Consider the following 15860-nt stretch of genomic DNA (forward strand, 5'->3'; position numbering starts at 1 on the left):
GTTTCGTTTCTGATCGCGGCCCGCGGGCCGCTCACCCCCTGACAGGTTGTCCATGACTACGAATGCGCCCGTTGAGGAACGTGACACGGCCGAAGTCTCCGGCATACGACCGCTGGCCGGCGCCTGGGCCTGGCTGCCGCGGCTGGCGGCCCTGGCGCTTACGCTGATCACGCTCGACTATCTGCTGAACCTCGGCTTCCTGTCGGTGATCACCTCCGTCGAGAGCCAGTTCTTCTATACGGTGGTCGCGCTCATGCTGCCGCTGGCTTATGTGCTTTGGCCTGCATGGGGCGCCAGCCAGCGCACGAGCCCGCCGTGGTACGACGTGATTCTGTTTCTCGTGGCGGTGGGTACCTGCGGCTTCTTCGTCTACCACGCGACCGCGATCGTGGACTACGGCTGGGAATATGCCGCCCCCGGCTATGCCACCGTCATGAGCTTCGTGTTCTGGGCGGTGGTGCTCGAGGCCACCCGGCGCGCCGGCGGTCTGCCGATCGCGATCATCGTCGGCCTGGCCAGCATCTATCCGATCTTCGCCGACATGATGCCCGGGCCGATCCAGGGCTTCCCGTCGAGCTGGAGCCAGACCGCCATCTACCACGCCTTGAGCCGCGAGAGCATCATGGGCATCCCGCTACAGGCGTTCGCCAACCTGGTGATCGGCTTTCTGCTGTTCGGCGTGGCGCTGCAGAAGACCGGCGGCGGCAAGTTCTTCATCAACCTGGCCTTCGCCCTGCTCGGCCACGTTCGCGGCGGGCCGGCCAAGGTATCGATCTTCTCCAGCGGCCTGATGGGCTCGATGAGCGGCAGCGTGATCACCAACGTGCTCACCACCGGCGTGCTCTCCATCCCGGCGATGCGGCGTGTCGGCATCGGCAAGTCCTATGCCGCCGGCGTGGAGGCCTGTGCGTCGACCGGCGGCGTGCTCATGCCGCCGGTGATGGGCGCGACGGCCTTCATCATGGCCAGCTTTCTCAACATCCCCTACAGCGAGATCGCGCTCGCGGCCGTGGTGCCGTCGGTGCTGTATTTCGCCGGCCTGTTCATCCAGATCGACGCCTATGCCGCGCGTCACGACCTGCGCGGGCTGCCTCAGGAGGATCTGCCATCCCTCAAGCAGACGCTCAAGGAAGGCTGGTACTTCATCTTCGTGTTCGTCCTGCTGATCTGGATGCTGTTCGTGCTGCGCCGGGAGGCGATCGCCCCGTTCTACGCGATCGCCCTGCTGCTGATCATCAACCAGGTGCTGCCGTATCAGCGCTGGGGCTGGGCCGAGGTCAAGGATTTCTTCTTCGCCTCCGCCAAGCTGTTCTCGGAGCTGATCTCCATACTCTGCGGCGTGGGCCTGCTGATCGGTGCCCTGTCGGTGACCGGCCTGTCCGGCACAATCGCCAACGATCTGATCTATCTGGCCGGCGGCAGTACGCTGGTGCTCCTCCTGATGGGTGCAGCCACGAGCTTCGTGCTCGGCATCGGCATGACGGTGACCGCTGCCTACATCTTCCTCGCCGTGGCGCTGGCACCGGCGCTGATCAACGGCGGCGGCCTGAACGCGCTCTCGGTGCATCTGTTCATCCTCTACTGGGGCATGCTCAGCTACATCACGCCGCCGGTCGCCCTCGGCGCCTTCGCAGCGGCCACCGTGGCCGGCGCACGGCCCATGGCCACCGGCTTTCAGGCCATGCGCCTGGGCAGCGTGATCTACTTCATCCCCTTCCTGTTCGTGCTCAACCCGGCGCTGATCCTCCAGGGCAGCCCGGTCGAGATCGCGATCATCTTCACCGAGGCCATGATCGGCGTGCTGCTCATCGCGGGTTCCATGCAGGGCTATCTGCCGGGGATCGGCAACCTCTGTCTCAACCGCGTGCTGGAGTGGCCGATCCGGCTGGGCCTGATCGTGGCCGGACTCGCGCTGGCGATCCCCGGCGGCGGCCCGGTGCCGCTGGCCCAGACCCAGCTCTGGAGCATCGCGGCCGTGCTCGGTCTGCCGGCACTGGCGTTCGTGGTCTGGTCCAACCGCGGCCGCAGCACCGGCGCGGCCACCTAGGCGGAGTCGAGCTCAACCGGCGTCGTCGACGTATTCCGCGTCGACAATCTCCCAGCGTCTTTCCAGGCCGCTGCTGGCATCGCAGCCCAGCGGCGCCGGATCGGCGCCGGGGGCCAGCCGCTTGACGCTCTCGCCCTGGCTGCGGGTCTTGCCCAGATAGCTGACCAGGGTGACGCGGATAGTGCGCTGCGGATGCGTGTTCGCGATGCGTCGAAGCTCGGCGCGGTGATACATGCACTCGCTGGCGAACTGATTGCTGAATTCGAGATGGTCGCGCGCCGCGTCGCCGGCCTCGGGCCCGTCGGCGTTCGTCCGGCCGGCCCCCTGACTATCGATCTTCGAGTCCGCGGTCGCTTCCGCGCCACTCACGATCGGCGCCACGCCCGCGATGGCAAGGGCCAGACCAACCGTGAGACCGCAGCGGACGACGCGCCTACCGCCTTCCAGGCGCCCGGCCGTCGCCGGGCGGCCGGTCACTCGCCTGCATCGCATAGACCCTCCACATGCACGGCCGCGCTCGCGGCGAGTGCATCCAGGGCGTAACCGCCCTCCAGTGTGCTTACGACGCGTCCGTCGCAGTGGCGATCGGCCGCTTCACAGATGCGTTCGGTCACCCAGGCGAAATCCTCGGCCTCGAGTTGCAGGTCGGCCAGCGGGTCCGAACGGTGGGCATCGAAACCCGCCGACACGAATATCATCTCGGGGCGGAAGGCATCCAGTGCCGGCAGCCAGTCGCGCTCGATCGCCCGCCGGAACACCTGACCGCCGGTCCCGGGGCGCAGCGGCGTCTTGATGAGGCGCCCGGGAATCGAGGTGTCCGAGGTGAACGGAAACAGCGGATTCTGGTAGCTCGAGCAGAACAGCACCCGCGGCTCGTCGGTGAACACGTCTTCGGTGCCGTTGCCGTGGTGGACATCGAAATCCAGAATCGCCACGCGCGACAGCCCGTGCACGGCCAGCGCATGGGCCGCGCCCACCGCGATGCTGTCGAAAAGGCAGAAGCCCATCGCCCGGTCGCGCTCGGCGTGGTGGCCCGGCGGCCGGACCGCACAGAAGGCATTGGCGACCTCGCCCGCCATCACGGCGTCGGCGGCATCGATCACCGCACCGGCCGCGTGCCGGGCCGCCGACAGGCTGTAGGCGTTCATGGCGGTATCGCCGTCGAGTCGACGCATACCACTGTCCGGAGCGGCCGCGACGATACCGTCCACGTAAGCGTCCGTATGAACGCGGCGGATGGCCTCGAACGGCGCCGGTTCGGGCACGCGCCGCTGCACCCGTTGAGCGACGCCGACGACGCCGAGCCCCTTCTCGACGGCCTCGAGCCGGCCGGGCGATTCCGGATGCCCGCCGCCCATGTCGTGGCGGGCGCAGTCCTCGTGACTGAAATACGCGGTGGTCATGCAGCAGAGTCCGATGGCGCGACGCCGGCGACGGGCGCCGACCTCGCGGATAACATTCCCTGCATCGAACACTACGGCCCGCGGGATTGCAACACTCGGCCCATGTCGGGCCCGACAACGGCCGCTGTCCCGGTCATCGACAAAAAAAAGCGCCGCCCCGGAGCGAGGCGACGCCCTTGCGCACTAGCGCACGCCAGCGATCAACGCGCCGCCACGATCCGATCGACCGGATTCTGCTCACCGGCATCGCGACCATAGAGTTCCGCGTAGTTGGCCTGCATCCAGGCGCCCAGATCGTCCGCATCGTCCTCGCCGAGCAGGGCCGCGAGCGAATTGATGTTCTCGCCGCCACCGGTGGCGGCTTCGCGCTTGAGCGCCACGGCCTGGGTGTCGGCGAAATCGTGGGCCTGGGCGAAGTCGTCGTCGTCCACGTTCTTGCCCACGATATAGGCGGTGGTGCCGGCCGTGCTGGCCGTGGTGATGAGATCATCGTTATCGGCGAACGCCCCGCTCGAGAGGCAGAGGCCGACCAGGGCGGCACCAGCGATCGTGACGCGGCGGGTCTGGCGAATCATGGGATATGTCATCGGGTTGGTCCTTGTACGTTGGCTTGACGCGCCCGCAAAAGGTCGACTCGGGCGCGATGCACGAGATTCAAGTGTCGCCCACGCGGATGAATCGATGCTGAATCATCGGCCGGACCCTCAGCCTCACTGATAGATCCGGCTGCCGCGCTCGCGGAACTCCTCGGCCTTTTCCTCCATGCCCGCCTCGATCGCGTCCTCGACGGTGTGGATCCCGCGATCGTGGGCGAACTCGCGCACTTCCTGAGAGATGCGCATGGAACAGAACTTGGGCCCGCACATGCTGCAGAAGTGGGCGACCTTGGCGCTGTCCTTGGGCAGGGTCTCGTCGTGGAAGCCGCGCGCCTTCATGGGGTCGAGGCCAAGGTTGAACTGGTCTTCCCAGCGGAACTCGAAGCGCGCCTTGGACAAGGCGTTGTCGCGGATCTGTGCGCCGGGATGGCCCTTGGCCAGATCGGCCGCGTGCGCGGCGATCTTGTAGGTGATGATGCCCTCGCGCACGTCGTCCTTGTTGGGCAGGCCGAGATGCTCCTTGGGCGTGACGTAGCAGAGCATGGCGGTGCCGTACCAGCCGATCTGGGCCGCGCCGATGCCGGAGGTGATGTGATCGTAGCCCGGCGCGATATCGGTGGTCAGCGGGCCCAGCGTATAGAACGGCGCTTCGTGACAATCTTCCAGCTCGGCTTCCATGTTCTCCTTGATGCGCTGCATCGGCACATGGCCGGGCCCCTCGATCATCACCTGCACATCGTGTGCCCAGGCGATCTTGGTGAGCTCGCCTAGGGTGCGCAGCTCGGCCATCTGGGCTTCGTCGTTGGCATCGGCGATACAGCCCGGGCGCAGCCCGTCGCCCAGCGAAAAGGCCACGTCGTAGGCCTTCATGATCTCGCAGATATCCTCGAAATGGGTATAGAGAAAGGACTCGGTGTGATGCGCCAGACACCACTTGGCCATGATCGAGCCGCCACGGGAGACGATGCCGGTGATGCGATTCACAGTCATCGGCACGTACGGCAGGCGCACGCCGGCATGGATCGTGAAATAGTCCACGCCCTGCTCGGCCTGTTCGATCAGCGTGTCGCGAAACATCTCCCAGGTCAGGTCCTCGGCCTTGCCGTCGACCTTTTCCAATGCCTGGTAGATCGGCACCGTACCCACCGGTACCGGCGCGTTGCGGATGATCCACTCGCGGGTCTCGTGGATATGCTTGCCGGTGGACAGATCCATGATCGTGTCGCCGCCCCAGCGCGCCGCCCAGACCATCTTCTCGACCTCCTCGGCGATCGAGGACGTCACCGCCGAGGTGCCCATATTGGCGTTGATCTTCACCCGGAAATTGCGGCCGATGATCATCGGCTCGGATTCCGGGTGATTGACGTTGTTGGGGATGATCGCGCGCCCGGCCGCGATCTCGTCGCGCACGAACTCGGGCGTCACGCGCTCGGGAATGTTAGCGCCGTAACCCTCACCGGGATGCCGGCGCAGCAGGCGCGAATCGCGGATTTCGTCGATCCGCGCGTTCTCGCGAATGGCGACGAACTCCATCTCCGGGGTGACGATACCCTCGCGGGCATAGTGCATCTGGCTGAGGTTGGCCCCGACCTTGGCACGCAGCGGCTTGGGCGGCTCGGGAAAACGCAGATGCGTCAGCGCGTTGTCGGCATGGCGCTCGCGCCCGAACTCGGACGAGAAATCGGCCAGGCGCTCGGTATCGCCGCGCTCGGCGATCCACGCCGCCCGCAGCGCCGGCAGGCCGGCCCGCAGGTCGATGGCCGCGGCCGGATCGGTGTACGGCCCGGAACAGTCGTAGATCGTGATCGGCGGGTTCTTCTCGACGCCGAAGGTCGCCGGCGTGTTGGCCTGGGCGACCTCACGCATCGGCACGCGGATATCGTCGCGCGATCCCCGCACGTGAATCTTGGAGGAATTGGGAAACGGCTCGCGCATCTCGTCGGCCAGACGCGCGGACACCGCAAGGTCCTTGGGCACGGCGCTCATAGCAGCCCTCGCATGCAGGGAAGATAGTCCAGCAATCTAACAACGCCCGGCTTGCAACACAAAGCGGCCATGCGCGATGAGCCACCCCGCCGAACGTCCTGCTAGGCGTCGGTAATCAGGCTTTCGCTGTCAACGACCACCGCACCCGCGGCGCGCATGGCCTCGATCGCGGCCTCGGTATCGCCGGCCTGCATATCGACGCCGCGGGTGCCGTCACGCACGAGCGTCACGCCGAAGCCTTCGGCCAGCGCGTCCATGACGGTGAACTTCACGCAGACGTCCGCGGCCAGCCCGACCACCACCACGTGCTCGACGCCGCGAGCGCGCAGATGCCCGGTCAGACCGGTGGCCTGGCGGTGGCCGTTGTCGTGGAAGGCGGAATAGCTGTCGATGCGACGGTCGGTACCTTTCCGGACGACATGATCGATGCCGGCCACGTCGAGCGCCGAGGCGAAGCTCGCCCCGGGCGAACCCTGCACGCAGTGCACCGGCCACAGGATCTGCTCCAGGCCGTCGAGCTCGGTGACCTGAAAGGGATCGAAGCCGGCGTGCTCAGCGGCGAAGGACAGATGATGCGGCGGATGCCAGTCCTGGCTGGCGACCACGTGCTCGAAACGCGGCATCAGCCGATTGGCCACCGGCACCACGGCGTCGCCGTCGGCGACGGCCAGCGCGCCGCCGGGCAGGAAATCGTTCTGGATGTCGACCAGCAGCAGTGCCTTCATGTCAGACCTCCCGGGCTTCGGACTCGGGTGTTGCGGCCGCGCCGCGCTCGATGCGTTCGCGCAGCCAGGCGTGCAACGCCGTCGTGGATTCGTCGAGATAACGATCGACCAGCACCGGATAATCCGGCCGCGCGCGGAAGGCGGCGAACTCGCCACGCGCGTGCTCCCGCACCGCGGCCAGCGCCGGGGCCTCGGCCACGCGCGCACCGCCCTCGAGCGCCGGCTGCAGCAGATCGCGATGCGGCGCATCGGGATCGAAGGCGCGGCCACCGCCCGCCGTGTCCCCGGCCCAGGCCGTCTCCGGCGCGGCTTCGTCGAACAGCAGATCGGCGACCGGCGCGCCCTCTTCGTCGAGAAAACGGCGCACCTGATGCACGCCGGGCCGGGTGAGCTTGCCCGGCGTATCCGACAGCTTCATGCGATAGGACCAGCGGCCGTCGTCGTTGCGGATCGCAGCGAGCTTGTAGACCCCGTCCAGCGCGGCGTCCGGCTGGGCCGTGGTCAGCTGTGTGCCGACCCCCCAGAGCACGATCGGCGCGCCGCGTTCGCGCAGATCGGCGATCACCCGCTCGTCGAGACTGGAACTGGCCGCGATGCGGGTCGATTCGAAACCCGCCGCATCGAGCATCCGCCGCGCCGTGCGCGAGAGTTCGGCGAGATCGCCCGAGTCGAGCCGGATGCCGGCCATCTCATGGCCCGCGGCGCGCAGCCGGCGGCCCGCGCGGATGGCGTTTTCCACCCCCTGCACGGTGTCATAGGTGTCGACCAGGAAGATGCAGTTGTCGGGCAACGCGTCGGCGTAGGCGTCGAAGGCGTCGATTTCGTCGTCGAAGGCCATGACCCAGCCGTGGGCGTGGGTCCCCGACACCGGAATGCCGAACAGCTGCCCGGCGAGCACGTTCGAGGTGCCCGCACAGCCGCCGATGTAGGCCGCGCGCGAGGCCGAGACGCCGCCGTCGATGCCCTGGGCCTTACGGAGCCCGAAATCCAGCACCGGGTCATCGCCGGCGGCGTGGGCGATACGCGCGGCCTTGGTGGCGACCAGGGTCGGAAAGTTCATCAGGTTCAGCAGCACGGTCTCGAGCAGCTGCGCCTGCAGGATCGGCCCGCGCACGCGCAGCATCGGCTGGTGCGCGAACACCGCGGTGCCTTCCGGTACGGCATCGATGTCGACGGTGAAGCGCAGGTCGGCCAGATAGTCGAGAAAACCGCGGGCGAACAGCGGATTGCCGGCCGTGTCCTCGAGCGTGGCGAGATAGTCGATGTCGGCGGCCTCGAAGCGCATGCGCTCGACGTAGTCGAGCACCGTCTCCACGCCGCAGGCGATGGCGAAGCCGTTGTCGAACGGCGCGTCGCGAAAGAACAGGTGGAAGACCGCCTCGCGCTCGTGGCCGCCGTTGTGCCAGTGTGCATAGGCCATCGTCAGTTGATAGAGATCGGTCAGCAGCGCCGGTGCGCGGCCATAGAGTTGCCCCAGGAAGGCCATAGGCTGATCGTGCACGAATGGTCCGACGACAGTGCGAGCGTTGGTGCGCGCTTTCAACTCGTGGCCGACGGGCATAGGCTCGCCGGATCGCAGGTCGCGCTTTTTCGCCCACAGCGCCGGCCGCGGCCACAATCATCGGACGTGTCGATGGCAGAACAACCCGAGCGGCCCGACCCCGCGCGCGACAGACGGCGCGCGTCGAAGCCCCGCAAACCGCCGACCTGGCGCCAGCGGATGGTCATGCGCGTGGCCGCCTGGGCCTGCATCGTCCTGGTGTGGGTGTACCGGCTGACCTGCCGTATCGAGGTCGTCCACGGCGCCGAACACGTTCGGGCTACGCTCGACGGCGGTCGTCCGGTGGTGCCCTGCGGCTGGCACCAGCGCATCGTGCCCAGCGGGCTGTTCCTGCGCACGCTGATTCCGCGCGGTCTGCGGCTGGGTTTCCTCATCAGCCCGTCGCGCGAGGGCGAATTCCTGTCGCGGGTGGCGCTGGCCCACGGCGCGACCACCATCCGCGGCTCGTCGAGCCGTACCGGCCAGGCCGCGATGCAGGCCCTGGTGCAGGCCGTCGGCGAGGGCATTTCCCCGACCATGTACGGCGACGGCCCGCGGGGGCCGGCTGGCGTGTTCAAGGTCGGGGCGGCCATACTGGCGAGTCGTTCGGGCGCGCCGCTGTTTCTGGTCGGCTGCGCCGCCGATCGCTACTGGCAGTTGAAGTCCTGGGACAGCGGCCATATCCCCAAGCCGTTCGCGCGACTCACCGTCGCCGTGGGCGAACCCTGGTCGATCGGCGCGCTGACGGACGACGCGCACGCCGATCGCATCGCCCGGGAGATCGGCGAACGCCTGGACACACTCAACGAACTCGCCGAGGCGGCCCAGACAGGACACGGTTGACGCAGGTGACAGACGACGATTCGGCAACGCCCCTCACGGGCTGGACACGCCTCTGGATGCCGCTGGCCGTGCCGCTACTGCGGCTGGCCGCGCGCCTGCTGCGGGCGAGCTGGCGCATCGAGCACGTGGCCGGCGAGACCCACCTGTCGGCGCTGCTCGACGAACAGCGGGCGTTTTTGCCCTGCTGCTGGCACCAGCGGCTGACCGGCTGCGTGAGCTATCTGCTGGAAGCCCGGGCCCGCGGCCTGCGCCCCGGCTTTCTCGTCTCGCCCTCGCGCGACGGCGAGCTCACCGCCCGTCTGGTCGCCGGCCTGGGGGCGACGGTGATGCGCGGATCAGCGACCCGCACCGGCGCGCGGGCGCTGCGGGCGCTCTACGCCACCCTGCGCGAGGGTATTTCGCCGATCATCCACCCGGACGGCCCGCACGGACCGGCGAACCGGGTGAAAAGCGGCACCGTGATGCTCGCGCAGATGACACGGGCCCCGCTGCTGCCGCTGGCCTTCTCCGCCGATCGCTACTGGCAGCTGAAGTCCTGGGACCGGGTCATCATCCCCAAGCCGTTCGCGCGGGTGACGCTCGTCATCGGCGCGCCGCAGTCGATCGCCCGCGGCGAGGATCTGGACAGCCGCGCGGCCGCACTCGGCGACCAACTGGACACGCTCAGCGCCGAAGCCGACCGCATGGCCGGCGCGAACCCGATACCGGGCCGGCGCGGCCGAAAGCGCGACGAGGGCTAGGGTCTGCTGACGTTTCGTACGGGCGCCGCGTTGGCGTCCGCAGATCGTGTCCGGCAAGAGCGTGAGCCGCCGGCTCTGGGCGGGCCACGACCCAGACTTGCAAGGCTGCCGGGCGGCCCTAGTCGATCTTTCATGGGCGGCCCAACCCTTCGAGACAAGCGCCCGGTAAATCAATGACACGACGGCAATCCAGCGTTGCAGCACGCTGGTGCAGAATGACTGCATGGCGCGCACCACGCCTCGTCTTGCCGCCCATGGTCAATTTTTCGGAAAGCGCTTGGCGCGGACGCGTACGAAACGCCAACAGCCCTAAGAAGCGCGTTTCGGCGCCGCTCAGGCCACGCGCTCGCGCTCCAGAAACGCGGCCAGATCGTTGATCGTCGGATAGTCGAACAGATCGGTCATCTCCAGCCGGTCCGGCCAGCGGGCCTCGATGCCCTCGTGGATCTGGGCCAGCTCCAGCGACGACAGGCCGATCTCGAACAGATCATCGTCGTAGCCGATACGCTTGTTCGGCGCCACCTCGTCGCAGATCGCCTTGAGATCCGCGGCGACGTCGCCTCCATCGCCGATTTCGTCGTCATCGGCCGCCGCGGGCTGCATCAGCACATCCAATTCCGCGGCCACGTCCGAGAACGCGCCGTCGGCATAATTGCGGGCGAGCAGCGATCGCTGCAGCTTGCCGCTGGTGGTCTTGGGCATGTGCGCGACCGGCAGCACGCGGGCGACCGCCAGCCCGGTGTGGTGGTTGATCACGGTCGCGATCTCGCGCGCCATCGGCACGAAATCCGCGAGATGGCCGCGAAAGACCACGAACAGCACCAGTTCGTCGGCATCGCCGCCGGGCGGGCGCACGCCGGCCGCGGCGATCTTGTTGAGTTCCACGCCCGCCGCGGCCTGGGCGACGTTCTCGAGATCCTGCGGATAGTGGTTCTGGCCGTTGACGAAGATGATCTCCTTCGCCCGGCCGGTGATCAGCAGATTCCCGTCGTGGGTGAAGCCGAGATCGCCGGTGTCGAGCCAGCCGTCGCCCATCAGCGCGGCCTCGTTGGCCGCGGCGTTGCGATGGTACCCGGCGGTGACGTTGTCGCCGCGGATCCACACCCGGCCGACGACATCGTCGGCCAGGGCCTGGCCCTCGGCATCGGCGATGCGCAGCTGCGTGCCCGCCACCGGGCGGCCGAGATCGACCAGCTCGATGGCCTGGTCGGAATCGTCGAAACGCACGGCGTCGCCCACGCCGAGCTCGCCGCGCGCCACGCGGCGCGTGCGCATCCCGCCCCCGGCCGGCGGGAAGGTCGCCGCCAGGCTGGCCTCGGCCAGACCATAGACCGGGAACATGGTGCCGGCCGCCAGCCCCGTCGGCGCCAGCGTGTCGAGAAACTCGCGCACCAGCGGCGCGGCGATCGGCTCGGCGCCGTTGTAGATCAGGCGCACCGCCGAGAGATCGACGTCGGGCCGGCCCCGCGCGGCGATCGCCCGCAGCGTGTGGCGATAACCGAAGTTCGGGGAACACAACAGCGTGGCTCGTTTCTCCGCGGCCTTCTCCAGCCACAGCAGCGGCCGGCGGGCGAACAGGTCCGTGGCCACCAGATGATGATCGAAGCCGTTGCAGACCAGCGTGAGGTGAAAGCCGATCAGGCCCATGTCGTGGGTCAGCGGCATCCAGGACACGGCCACCTCGCGCGCGCCGAAGCGCGAGCCCTCGCTGATGGCGCGGATGTTGGCGAGCACATTGGCATGGCTGAGCACCACCCCCTTGGGATCGCCGGTGGAGCCGGAGGAGAACTGGATGAAGGCGGTGTCGTCGGGCCCCGGCGTGGCCCGCACCGCCTCGCGTTCCACCGCGGAGGGCTCGTCGGACACCGCGTTGTCGGCCAGGCGCGCGCCCGCATCGGCCGCCCCACGCGCCTCGAAGTAGGCGCGCAGACGCGCCATGTGGCGAGCGCCGGCGACCACCCGCGGCTCGTCCAGATGGGCCCAGACCCGGGCCAGTTTCTCCAAGTGCGCCTCCGAGGCGCCGGCCGCGATGGGCACCGGCACCAGCCCGCCGTAGATGGCGGCCCAGAAGAACTGGAGGAAATGAAGATTGTCGTCGACGAACAGCACGAGCGGATCCCCGGGCTGCGCGCCGCGCGCCTGGAGCACGGCCAGCAGCCGCAACGCGGCCCGCGACAACAGGCCGTAGCTGACACGGCGCTCGTCGTTGGCGCCGTCGATGAAACCGATTTCTCCGGGGCCGTCGATCTGCGCGTCCAGCGCCTCGGCCAGGGTATGGAATGAAGGCATAGAAAGATCGTGAACTGCTTATCTCTGGGTCAATTGTAAATAAATTCCGGCCGCGGGCCGCAGGTTGATGCGCGATTCCATCGCCGGGGGCGCCTCGCCGGCGTAGCGCGGCGTGAAGCGCCGCAGCATGACCGCCAGATGCATCCCCATCTCCGTGCGCGCCATGTGCTCGCCCACGCAGTGGCGCGGCCCGGCGGCAAAGGGCACGAACGCAAACCGGTGGCCCGGCTCGTCGTCGCGCGCGAAGCGCGCCGGATCGAAGCGCTGGGGGTCGCGCCAATGGGCATCGTGCCGATGGAGCACATAGGGGCTGATGAACACCTGCGACCCGGCCGGCAACCGATGCGCGCCGAGATCCGTGTCCACGCGGGCGCGACGCGACAGCAGCCAGCCGGGCGGATACAGCCGCAGCGTTTCGTCGATGACGCGACCGATGAAGGGCAGATCGGCACCGGGCCCACGAGTCCCCAACGCCGCCTCATCGACGGCATCCGCCTCGGCCCGGGCCCGCGCGCAGACGTCCTCGTGGGTGGCGATGAGATACCACGCCCAGGCGAGTACGCTCGCGGTGGTCTCGTGGCCGGCGACGATCAGTGTCATGACCTCGTCGATGAGCGCCCGGGTGCTCATCGACGCGCCCGTCCGGCTGCGCGCGGCCAGCATGTGGCCGAGAAAATCGAACGCCGGCCGCGGTGCGGCCCGGCGCCGCTCGACGACGGCCGCGACCACCCCGGCCAGGCGATGGAACCGCGCCGCGAAGCGCAGATCGCGTTCGGGCGTCTCGGTCAGCAGGGCGAAGGGATTACCGTGGGCGGCCACGAGCGCCTCGTAATCGCGCCCGAAGATCGACTTGAGCACGATCACCAGCGTCAGCTCGCTGATATGCGCGGCCACGTCCACGGCCGCGCCGCCTGTGGCTGCAGCGGCCCAGCGCTCGGCGAGCGCACGGTTCTCGGCCAGCATCATGGCGTTGAAATCGGCCAGAGCCCGGGGCCGGAACGCCGGCTGCATCAGACGCCGCTGGCGGGCCCAGAAGGCGCCTTCGCTGACCATGATGCCCTCGCCCAGCAGCAGCCGTACGCGATCCAGGCCCCGGCCCTTCTCGTAGTCCGCACCGCGCTTCACGAGCACCTGCCGGACCAGGCGCGGATCGTGTACGACCCAGTGGTCCGGCCCGCCGCGCGTGTCGGGCACGCGATACACCGCCCCGTACTCGCCATGCCAGCGACACAGCATGCGCCGGGTCTCGGCGTCCGGCGCGATCGGGAACGCGGTCCTCGGCCCGGCGAGACCGACCGACGCCGACGTTTCGGATAGGCTGCTCGCCATGTGGCACGACCCCGCGCCGATCGGGCGGGACCGGCCCACCGGCCTGCCACCGACGTTCGGCATATCAAGATTCCAATATGCGTGTACTATACACTATACTAGATGCATGCAGCAGCGATCGAGTGGATGGATTTGGCACCCGCGCCGACCTCCCGCCGGCATACCGTGGGCGCCTCGATCGCATGCGCAGCATCGAGGCCCGCCGGCGCACGCTCGCCGGCCTCTGGCTGCTGGATCACGGGCTGCGCGCCCGCGGCTTTGACGACGGCGCGCTCGCGCGGCTCGGCTTCAGCGCGGACGGCCGGCCGGAGATCGACGGCGGGCCGCCGTTCAACATCTCCCACAGCGAGGCATTGGTCGCCTGCGCCATCGCCCCGGAAGGCGCCGCGATCGGGCTGGACGTCGAAGCGCGACGACCGCGCTCGCCGACACGCCTGGCCCGGCTGCTGAGCGGTGACGAACGAACGGTCGCGCTGGCCGAACCGCCGCGGTTCTTCGACTACTGGTGCGCCCGCGAGGCCACCGTCAAGGCCAGCGGCCGGGTCGGGCTGGCGCGCATCAAGGCGCTGACGCTCCACGCCGATCACGCCCGGCTGGACGGCCGCGACTGGCCGCTGCGGCGACTGGAACTGGCGGCCGGCTATGCCGCCTGCCTGGCCAGCGACCGGCCCATCGGCGACATCGATCTGGTCGCTCTCTGACAGGCGGAAGACCCGGGCGGCGGCCCATCACGCGTCTCGGCGCGCGGTCGGTCGAGACGACCATAAAAGGCCGGATCACCGACCGGCCCATGTTTCGTCGCGAACCGGACATCCAAGGCCCGGGCACGTCCGCGCACGGCGGCTCGATCGTTGGGCCGGCGCGCCGGATCACGCCGCGCTGACCGGCCCGCGGCTAACCGGCCTGCAGCCGATCACGCATGAGGAAATACAGGCCCGCGTAGATCTTGGGGTCGACCCGTATGCCCTCGGCCTCGCGCGCGGCGAGCCAGGCCTCGATCTGCGCCAGCGGCACCTCGTGCGGCGTGATCTGCTCGCTGTCGTCGCCGCCCCCGGCGTCGATGCGGGTCAGGTCGTGCGCGCGGTAGAAGGCCATGGTCTCGTTGGCCAGACCGGCGCTCGGCGGGCCGGCGCAGAGGAAGGTCAGCCGGCCCGGACGATGGCCCGTCTCCTCTTCCAGCTCGCGCGCGGCGGCAATTTCGAGGGCCTCGTCCTCTTCCCCGACGATGTCGCCGACCAGCCCCGCCGGCAGCTCCAGCACCGGCCCACCGATCGGCACCCGCGGCTGCTCGACCAGCAACAGGGCGTCGTCATCGGTGACCGCGACGATGATCACCGCCGCCCGCGCGTTGGCGCGCTCGACATATTCCCAGTTGTCGCGGCGTTTCAGGCGCAGGAACTCGCCGTCGTGAAGGATGGCTTCGGCGGGCATGATCCGGCTCGCATGGCTGACTGACCGCGCGATTCTAGCGGCTCCCGTGCGCGCCTGCCGAGCCTGGCCTCAGGCCGCGCGCAGCGTCCGCACCGGCCCTTCGGCGACGAGATCGTCCCAGTGGACGATCTCGAAGCGGCCGTCGTCGTGCTCGACGAGCGCGCTGCAGGACTCCACCCAGTCGCCGGCGTTGCAGTAGGTCACACCCTCGATGGTCTTGATCTCGGGGTGATGGATGTGGCCGCAGACGATGCCGTCGAAACCGCGACGCCGGCACTCGTGGGCGACCGCCTTCTCGAACTCGCCGATGAAGTTCACCGCCGACTTGACCTTGTGCTTGGCGTAGGCCGACAGCGACCAGTACGGATAACCCAGCCGGGCGCGCACGCTGTTGAAGTGGCGATTGACCCGCAGCAGCGTGACGTAGGCCACGTCGCCGATGCGCGCGACCCAGCGGTGATAGCGCGTGACCACGTCGAACAGATCGCCGTGGATCACGAAGAAGCGGCGCTCGTCCGCGGTGACGTGCACCACGTCGTTGACCACGTGGATGTTGCCCATGCGCAGTTCGTAGTCCACGAACTTGCGCAGGAAGTCGTCGTGGTTGCCGGTCACGTAGTAGACCTGGGTGCCGCGCTTGGACAGGGTCAGAATCCGCCGGATCACGTTCGTGTGCGCCTGCGGCCAGAAGAAGGTCGACTTGAGTCGCCAGCCGTCGACGATGTCGCCGACCAGGTACAGTCGATCGCAGCGGCAGTGCTTGAGAAAGGCCGCCAGCTTCTCCGCCTGGCTGCCGGCGGTGCCCAGATGGGCATCGGAGACGAACACGCTGCGATAGCGCCGGGTGGCGTTCGGCTGGTCCGGATTCGCGGTCATGGCGTGGCCCTGGCTCGCATGGTGAGATCAGCATGACCGGGCCAGATCACGGCCG

14 protein-coding genes are annotated in these 15860 nt (G+C 68.6%); 4 read left to right on the forward strand and 10 right to left on the reverse strand.

Translation table 11 applies throughout. The features are described from left to right. Window positions 1–52: 52 nt before the first annotated feature. The gene (locus SAHL_RS01005; RefSeq protein ID WP_123589595.1) at window positions 53–2047 is read left to right on the forward strand and encodes a TRAP transporter permease; all 1995 of its coding nucleotides are present in this window, start codon (window positions 53–55) and stop codon (window positions 2045–2047) included. Between the two features lie 12 nt (window positions 2048–2059). On the opposite strand, the gene SAHL_RS01010 is transcribed toward SAHL_RS01005, so the two are convergent. The 6 genes from SAHL_RS01010 to SAHL_RS01035 all read right to left on the reverse strand — a co-directional run bounded on the left by SAHL_RS01010 (window position 2060) and on the right by SAHL_RS01035 (window position 8258). Continuing rightward, on the reverse strand, window positions 2060–2416 hold the full coding sequence (locus SAHL_RS01010) for a hypothetical protein (protein ID WP_148045437.1): 357 nt from the start codon (window positions 2414–2416) through the stop codon (window positions 2060–2062). Between the two features lie 104 nt (window positions 2417–2520). Next, on the reverse strand, window positions 2521–3450 hold the full coding sequence (locus SAHL_RS01015; protein ID WP_123589541.1) for a histone deacetylase family protein: 930 nt from the start codon (window positions 3448–3450) through the stop codon (window positions 2521–2523). Between the two features lie 200 nt (window positions 3451–3650). Continuing rightward, entirely contained in the window at window positions 3651–4037 is a 387-nt protein-coding gene (locus SAHL_RS01020; RefSeq protein WP_123589542.1) for a DUF3015 family protein, read from the reverse strand. 123 nt (window positions 4038–4160) lie between these two features. After that, window positions 4161–6032 (reverse strand): phosphomethylpyrimidine synthase ThiC, encoded by a 1872-nt coding sequence (thiC, locus tag SAHL_RS01025; RefSeq protein WP_123589543.1) that lies wholly within the window; start codon window positions 6030–6032, stop codon window positions 4161–4163. A 101-nt stretch (window positions 6033–6133) separates the two neighbouring features. Next, window positions 6134–6757: a bifunctional nicotinamidase/pyrazinamidase gene (gene pncA, locus SAHL_RS01030; protein WP_123589544.1), complete on the reverse strand. Its 624-nt coding sequence runs from the start codon at window positions 6755–6757 to the stop codon at window positions 6134–6136. A 1-nt stretch (window position 6758) separates the two neighbouring features. Next, window positions 6759–8258 (reverse strand): nicotinate phosphoribosyltransferase, encoded by a 1500-nt coding sequence (locus SAHL_RS01035; protein ID WP_245968341.1) that lies wholly within the window; start codon window positions 8256–8258, stop codon window positions 6759–6761. 132 nt (window positions 8259–8390) lie between these two features. Here SAHL_RS01035 and SAHL_RS01040 point away from each other — a divergent pair, with 132 nt between their 5' ends. Both SAHL_RS01040 and SAHL_RS01045 read left to right on the forward strand, forming a co-directional pair. Then, entirely contained in the window at window positions 8391–9140 is a 750-nt protein-coding gene (locus tag SAHL_RS01040; RefSeq protein ID WP_148045438.1) for a lysophospholipid acyltransferase family protein, read from the forward strand. 5 nt (window positions 9141–9145) lie between these two features. After that, window positions 9146–9880: a lysophospholipid acyltransferase family protein gene (locus SAHL_RS01045; RefSeq protein ID WP_148045439.1), complete on the forward strand. Its 735-nt coding sequence runs from the start codon at window positions 9146–9148 to the stop codon at window positions 9878–9880. Window positions 9881–10213: 333 nt separating this feature from the next. Here SAHL_RS01045 and SAHL_RS01050 read toward each other — a convergent pair whose 3' ends face one another. Beyond that, window positions 10214–12169 (reverse strand): non-ribosomal peptide synthetase, encoded by a 1956-nt coding sequence (locus tag SAHL_RS01050; protein ID WP_123589548.1) that lies wholly within the window; start codon window positions 12167–12169, stop codon window positions 10214–10216. An 18-nt stretch (window positions 12170–12187) separates the two neighbouring features. Further along, entirely contained in the window at window positions 12188–13498 is a 1311-nt protein-coding gene (locus tag SAHL_RS01055; RefSeq protein WP_184947135.1) for a cytochrome P450, read from the reverse strand. Window positions 13499–13680: 182 nt separating this feature from the next. Between SAHL_RS01055 and SAHL_RS01060 the strand changes: the two genes are divergently transcribed. Then, window positions 13681–14199 (forward strand): 4'-phosphopantetheinyl transferase family protein, encoded by a 519-nt coding sequence (locus SAHL_RS01060; RefSeq protein ID WP_184947138.1) that lies wholly within the window; start codon window positions 13681–13683, stop codon window positions 14197–14199. Window positions 14200–14392: 193 nt separating this feature from the next. On the opposite strand, the gene SAHL_RS01065 is transcribed toward SAHL_RS01060, so the two are convergent. Then, the gene (locus SAHL_RS01065) at window positions 14393–14929 is read right to left on the reverse strand and encodes an NUDIX hydrolase (RefSeq protein WP_123589551.1); all 537 of its coding nucleotides are present in this window, start codon (window positions 14927–14929) and stop codon (window positions 14393–14395) included. Window positions 14930–14998: 69 nt separating this feature from the next. Continuing rightward, on the reverse strand, window positions 14999–15805 hold the full coding sequence (locus SAHL_RS01070; protein WP_123589552.1) for a UDP-2,3-diacylglucosamine diphosphatase: 807 nt from the start codon (window positions 15803–15805) through the stop codon (window positions 14999–15001). Window positions 15806–15860 lie beyond the last annotated feature (55 nt).

Source organism: Salinisphaera orenii subsp. halophila YIM 95161, from assembly GCF_003732545.1.
Classification (GTDB): Bacteria; Pseudomonadota; Gammaproteobacteria; order Nevskiales; family Salinisphaeraceae; genus Salinisphaera; species Salinisphaera orenii_A.